The organism is Ferruginibacter sp. (assembly GCF_031430955.1).
Lineage (GTDB): Bacteria > Bacteroidota > Bacteroidia > Chitinophagales > Chitinophagaceae > Ferruginibacter.
Window position 1 is genome coordinate 1 of sequence record NZ_JANPCM010000211.1, and the last position, 6163, is coordinate 6163.

General features: G+C 36.1%; 10 protein-coding genes. All 10 read right to left on the reverse strand.

What is annotated here, in order from left to right:
* Window positions 1-244: 244 nt before the first annotated feature.
* Window positions 245-667 (reverse strand): nuclear transport factor 2 family protein, encoded by a 423-nt coding sequence (locus ACY65O_RS05950; protein ID WP_462219934.1) that lies wholly within the window; start codon window positions 665-667, stop codon window positions 245-247.
* A complete protein-coding gene (locus ACY65O_RS05955) occupies window positions 664-1035 on the reverse strand; it encodes a hypothetical protein (RefSeq protein WP_462219935.1) in 372 nt (123 codons plus the stop codon). Before ACY65O_RS05955 ends, ACY65O_RS05950 begins: the two co-directional genes overlap by 4 nt.
* A gap of 10 nt (window positions 1036-1045) precedes the next feature.
* A complete protein-coding gene (locus ACY65O_RS05960) occupies window positions 1046-1477 on the reverse strand; it encodes a nuclear transport factor 2 family protein (RefSeq protein WP_462219936.1) in 432 nt (143 codons plus the stop codon).
* Window positions 1478-1482: 5 nt separating this feature from the next.
* Window positions 1483-1986, reverse strand: a complete 504-nt coding sequence (locus tag ACY65O_RS05965) for an NADH-quinone oxidoreductase subunit NuoE family protein (RefSeq protein WP_462219937.1) — start codon at window positions 1984-1986, stop codon at window positions 1483-1485.
* A complete protein-coding gene (locus ACY65O_RS05970; RefSeq protein WP_462219938.1) occupies window positions 1983-2186 on the reverse strand; it encodes a hypothetical protein in 204 nt (67 codons plus the stop codon). Before ACY65O_RS05970 ends, ACY65O_RS05965 begins: the two co-directional genes overlap by 4 nt.
* A gap of 75 nt (window positions 2187-2261) precedes the next feature.
* Window positions 2262-3488: an NADH-quinone oxidoreductase subunit D gene (locus ACY65O_RS05975; protein ID WP_462219939.1), complete on the reverse strand. Its 1227-nt coding sequence runs from the start codon at window positions 3486-3488 to the stop codon at window positions 2262-2264.
* 182 nt (window positions 3489-3670) lie between these two features.
* On the reverse strand, window positions 3671-4318 hold the full coding sequence (locus ACY65O_RS05980; RefSeq protein WP_462219940.1) for a Uma2 family endonuclease: 648 nt from the start codon (window positions 4316-4318) through the stop codon (window positions 3671-3673).
* Between the two features lie 30 nt (window positions 4319-4348).
* Window positions 4349-4852: an NADH-quinone oxidoreductase subunit C gene (locus tag ACY65O_RS05985; protein WP_462219941.1), complete on the reverse strand. Its 504-nt coding sequence runs from the start codon at window positions 4850-4852 to the stop codon at window positions 4349-4351.
* Between the two features lie 115 nt (window positions 4853-4967).
* Window positions 4968-5531, reverse strand: a complete 564-nt coding sequence (locus ACY65O_RS05990) for an NADH-quinone oxidoreductase subunit B (RefSeq protein ID WP_462219942.1) — start codon at window positions 5529-5531, stop codon at window positions 4968-4970.
* A gap of 85 nt (window positions 5532-5616) precedes the next feature.
* Complete coding sequence (locus tag ACY65O_RS05995) at window positions 5617-6012, reverse strand: NADH-quinone oxidoreductase subunit A (protein WP_462219943.1); 396 nt, start codon at window positions 6010-6012, stop codon at window positions 5617-5619.
* Between the last annotated feature and the right edge of the window lie 151 nt (window positions 6013-6163).

Genomic DNA, 6163 nt, shown 5'->3' on the forward strand with positions numbered 1-6163 from the left:
AAAGTAGTGCGGAGTAGAGATGACAAAATATTTAACGTAAAAATCACTTCCCCTAAGCGTATCTCCTTTACTGCTTACTGCAAACTCTCCCAAAACAGAGTCAACTGCCAGCTTCTCATACTTATATAAATCTTTATCCGAAAGTCCGGTTTGGGCAATAACTGATGCACAAATCATACACGTTAAGAATAAAAGAAAAAAATATTTATTCATAAATTAAATAATAATTGCTCCATGAACATAATCACCCCTTTATCGCCTGCCTTGCAAATAACACCCAGCGTTTTCCTTTCTTCACCCAAACTTCCAATACTTTTAAATGATAGGTATTGGTGGCTTCTTTCATGGTTGCTGAAATATCTGCTATAAACCGCACATTAGCCATATTGCCATTTATCAAAACTGTAATACTGTCTTCTTTAAAACTTTGGTAACTGATATAACCTGTTTCCAAATCTTTAATAATGTCAACTTTATTTTCTACCCAGCCATTGCTGTGGCCGTAACTTAATGCCTTATCTGTTTGCTGGTTTATAGAAATGGTATTCTTTTTTACCAGCGCCTGGTGAAATTCTTTTACCGTTGCGGTTAGTTTTTCTTCGTCGGTTGTTTGTGCAGTACAAAAAACAAAGGCCCCTAATAAAAATGTTGTTATAAAAAATTTCATGATTTTAATTTAGCCATTAACATCCGCATTGGGTGCAATGTTCTTGTAAAAGGATTTAATACCAAACCCAAAGATTTTAATGTTGTAGCTCCCAGCAACGGCTCATCCCCTTCTTCACCATACACAACCGGCGCCGGGCCACCTTCTCCTTCAAATTTAAAATACGCACTGCAAACGCTTCTTTTTAAAGTGGTTCCATCAGCAAGGGAAAAACTCATTTCTTTATAAGGCTCAATGTCCAGTACGTCTAATATTTTACCGGGCACTAAACTATAAATAGCGCCACTATCAACCAAAAAATTAACCTCAGCAATCTTTTCAGATTTGCGGTGCTCTTTTACTTTTAATATAGCGTTAGTTATTCCCATTTCAATTTATTTACTTTAGGCTTACCGCCTGCCTGCCCATTAATTTCCATTTTCCTTTTTCTTTTATCCATACCAGCATCATACTAAAATCAAGATCGGTTATGGTGCCATCTTTTTTATTTTCTTTTGCTTTAAAAAGATACCGCACTATTGCCGTTTTGTCCTGCATAAATATTTTTATGTTTGAAACTGCCGTGTCGGTATAGTTTGACTGGTTGCGGCTTACACCTTTAATCATTTCTTCCCTGGTTTGCAGGTTGCCATGAGAATGGCCGTAAGAAACTGTTTTTGCCAGCAAACTTTCTAAAGTCAAACTATCTTTTGTACCAAAAATAGTATGGCTTAACAAATAGGTTTTTTCGGTGAGTTCTTTCTCATCTTTGCTTTGTGCATTGGCATTAACTATTGCAAAAAGAAAAAAGGCCGTAAGTATTTTTTTCATTTCAATTAATTTTTTAATGCTGCTGTATTTCTGCACTCCTCAATTATCGCATCCACTTTTTCTTTAGTTAAATGCTCCCGGTAATTTTTACCCAACTGCATCATGGGTGCGTAACCACAGGCACCTAAACATTCTACAGTTTTTAAAGTAAACATACCATCGGTGGTGGTTTCTCCAACTGCAATGTTTAATTTTTGTTTGATGTAATCAATAATAGTATCGCTGCCGTTTACCATACAAGGGCCGGTTTGGCAAACTTCAAACATATATTTACCAACAGGTTTTAAATTGTACATACTGTAAAAGCTGGCTACCTCATATACTTCTATTGGTTCAATATTTAATAAGGTTGCTACATAATCCATCACCGGCACATCCAGCCAGCCACCAAATTCTTCCTGTGCCAAATGCAATACCGGCAGCAAAGCACTTTTTTGTTTGCCTTCGGGATAGCGGCTGATAATTTCCGAAACCTTATTTAATTTTTCTGATGAAAATACAATACTCATTTATTTACTTTATGCTTATAAAATTTTACAAATTCCTTTCCCATTTCTTCGTCTTCCCCTCTTGCCTGTTTCAACGATATTATTCTTATTGACATTTTTCTGTCCGGAGGATTATACCCAAGTTTGTTAATCCAAAATTCTACCCATAAATTTTTATAAACTTGGTAATCTAAATTATTTATTGCATCAATTGCACTCATAATTTACTATTTCATAATTCATTTCTAAAAACATAACCTTCTCCATTTCCCTCCCTCTTGGGAGGATAAGAGGGGCTACGCATCCATCTCCCCCGCAATCAAATTCAAACTGCTCATGGTAATTACAGCGTCGCTTAACATACCGCCTTTTACTAATTCTTCAAATGCCTGGTAATAAATAAAACATGGTCGGCGAAAATGCAAGCGGTACGGCGTTCTTCCCCCATCGCTTATTAAATAAAATCCCAACTCGCCATTGGCACCTTCCACAGAACTGTACACTTCACCGGCAGGAATATCTGTTTCACCCATCACAATTTTAAAATGATAGATAAGCGCTTCCATTTTGGTGTACACATCTTTTTTCTCGGGCAAATAATAAGCAGGAACATCAGCATGAAAAACTTCTGCCTCAGCCCCTTTAAATTGCTGCACTTTTTGATAAGCCTGTTCAATAATGCTGAGGCTCTGCCACATTTCTTCGTTACGCACTAAAAAACGATCGTAGCAATCGCCGGTTTTACCAACAGGAATAATAAAATCAAAATCCTGGTAGCTGCTATAGGGCGTGTGTACCCGAACATCGTAATCTACACCGGCGGCACGTAAATTGGGGCCGGTAAATCCATAGTTTAAAGCCCTGTCCGCTGCAATGGGACCACAACCAATTGTTCTGTCCATAAAAATCCTGTTACGGGTAAACAGGTTTTCAAATTCTTTTAATTGCTTTGGATATTCTTTTAAAAATTTTTCTAATTTTTCAAATGCTACCGCAGTAAAATTTCTTTCAAATCCACCAATGCGGCCAATGGTAGTTGTTAGCCGTGAGCCACAAATTTCTTCATAAATTTCGTAAATCAATTCTCTGAACTGCATCAGGTATAAAAATCCGGAGTAAGCTCCGCTATCCACACCTACAATGGAATTACAAATTAAATGATCGCTTATCCGGGCCAGCTCCATAATTATTACCCGTAAATAATCTACCCTTTTGGGCAGCGTTAAGCCTAATAATTTTTCGCAGGTAATATGCCAGCCCATATTGTTGATGGGGGAGGAACAGTAATTTAACCTGTCGGTAAGCGGCGTTATTTGATACAGCGGCCTGCGCTCCGCAATTTTTTCGAAGGCACGGTGTATGTAACCTACTGTGGAAGTAGATTTCATAATGCGTTCACCATCCAGCTCCAGAATATTTTGAAACACACCATGCGTTGCAGGGTGCGTTGGCCCCAGGTTAAGCGTTGTGGTTTGCTTTTCTATGGAACCTTCGGGTAATAAAATGTGTGATGTATCTGTCATGAAACCCCTAAATCCCCTAGGGGACTTTGATTATGTTTTATAATAAAATTGTTTCCAACATTTTTTCTTTAATCATCTTTATTGGTCTGGCCTAAGGCAAGACACTCTTCAACATTATATCTTTACTGAGCTTTAATTATGTTTTGTTGAAAATACACCATTTATATAAAGGTATTTACATCTTACATTTCAAAAATATCTTCCAGAGAACATTCAAATTCATTCACAACAAAACTTTTTAATTTACCAGATTTCGTAAAGCCCATAAAATCAAAAATCCCTTTCGTCAATAAATATTGCTCAACCGTTTTACTTTCTGTATTAACCATCCAGTACTCTTTTACTCCTTTGCGCTTATATTCTTCAAACTTTACACCTCTGTTATTTGCTTCTGTATTTTCATCATTAAATTCAATTATAAAATCTGGAATGGGAAAACTGTTCATTTCCGCATAAAAAAGTTTTGCATTTCTACTTTCGTAATAAAAAATATCCGGCGAAAAAAAATTGTCGTCAAAATTGCAAACACATCTTGCTCCAAAAACTTCCCCAGTTTTATTTTTTTTCAGAAAGCCCCAGAGCAACATTTGCAAATTTTGTTTTACTGTTGCTGCCATTACTGACTTTCCGCTCCTCAAAACTATTTCCCCTTTAATAAATTCCCAATGATAATCATCTGCCAAATCATTCCAAAAAATATTTTTAAGCTTTTCTGCATCCCCATCAGCCTTCTCAATTACTATTTTGTATTCTTTATGACCTAATATTTTATTAAACATATAAGGGTCATGTTTGGATAAAACATTTAATCCTTTTAATGCTTTGCTCATACCTTTTATTTTCAGATACTACACCAGGCCTTACCTTCCAAACATCTCATCATCTTTATCAATCCTCGTTTGCTCTTCCAATGGAAATTCTTTACGCATCGGAAAATAATCCATCTCCTCCACATTCAATATTCTTATTAAATTAGGATGACCTATAAAATTTACCCCGTAAAAATCATAGGTTTCTCTTTCCATAACATTTGCTGCACTGTATAAAGCTGTGGCAGTAAATACATCGGGCTTTGCAATATCAGTAAATACTTTAAACCTTATCCGTACATTATCAACTAAGTTATGCAGGTGATACACTACTGTCAGTTCTGCTCCTTTTTTTTGTGGGTAATGCACAGCCTGCAAATCGGTTAAAAACTGAAACCGCAGTTCAGCATCATCAAACAAAAACTGCATAACTTTAATGTTTAAATCTTTGGGTGCAGTAAAAGTTAACATACCGTAAGGCTCCTGCCAATCGGTTAATTGATCACCAAATTTTTCTGATAGTTTTTGTTTAATTGTATCGTTAGTTAAAGCCATTTCTAATTTTTAGATTTTAGATTTTAGATTTTTATTAACCCCAAAATCTAATGATGCTTTTGAATGATTTTAGTTTGTGTGATTGCAGTAAATCTGAAATCTAAAATCACAAATCCTATTGTATGCCGTATCCTGTTAGTAATTCTTTATACTGATCGCTGTGCCTTCTCCTTAATCCTTCTGCATTTACCAAATCCTGTATTTTCATAAATCCATCTAAAACTGCTTCGGGCCTTGGCGGGCAACCGGGTATATAAACATCAACAGGAATAACCTGGTCTATACCCTGCAAAACAGAATAACTGTCGAAAATTCCGCCGCTGCAGGCACAGGCTCCCATAGCTAAAACCCAGCGTGGCTCTGCCATTTGCAGGTAAACCTGTTTTACAATTGGCCCCATTTTTTTTGCTATGGTTCCCATTACCATTAACAGATCGCACTGGCGTGGAGAAAAGCCCACACGTTCGCTGCCGAACCGGGCCAAATCGTAATGACTTGCCATGGTGGCCATAAACTCAATACCGCAACAACTTGTTGCAAATGGTAAAGGCCAGATGGAATTTTTACGGGCAAGGCTCACTACTTTTTCTAAATTAGTAGCCATAAAACCTTCGCCCATGTATCCTTCGGGAATACCCTCAAACTTTATGTGATTATTATATTGTACCGGACGTGACATAAATTCAATTGATTAAATACTTACAAAAAAAATTGGCAATCAGCAATAGACAATTTGCAAATTAACTGTTGCTAATTATCTATTACTATTCTTCCCAATCTAAAGCCCCTTTTTTAATTATATAAACAAACCCTGCTATAAATAAACCCACAAACATAACCACCGCTATAAAACCATCTTTACCCAATTCTTTAAAATTTACTGCATAAGGATAAAAGAAGATAACCTCCACATCGAACAACACAAATAAAATGGCTACTAAAAAATATTTAACTGCCATTGGCTGGCGGGCATTGCCTTTAATTTCTATACCACTTTCAAAATTTTGGAGTTTATCGGTGGTTTTTCTTTTGGGCCCTAAATAGTTACTGAGCACCATTATGGTAATAATTAAACCTGCTGCAAAAAACAGTTGCAAAGCAATAGGTAAATAATTATAAGTATTATTTGTATTGACTGTTTGAAGGAAAAAAAACTGCATTCGGATATTTTATTATAGAATTACCGCAAAAATAAGGCAGCAATATCAATAATCAATATTATGTAGCACAAAAAACCCCCGTTACTTTTTAATAACGGGGTTAACTATTTTTTAATTCTTAACTTTTACTTTTTTTTTGGAGGTGCGGCTT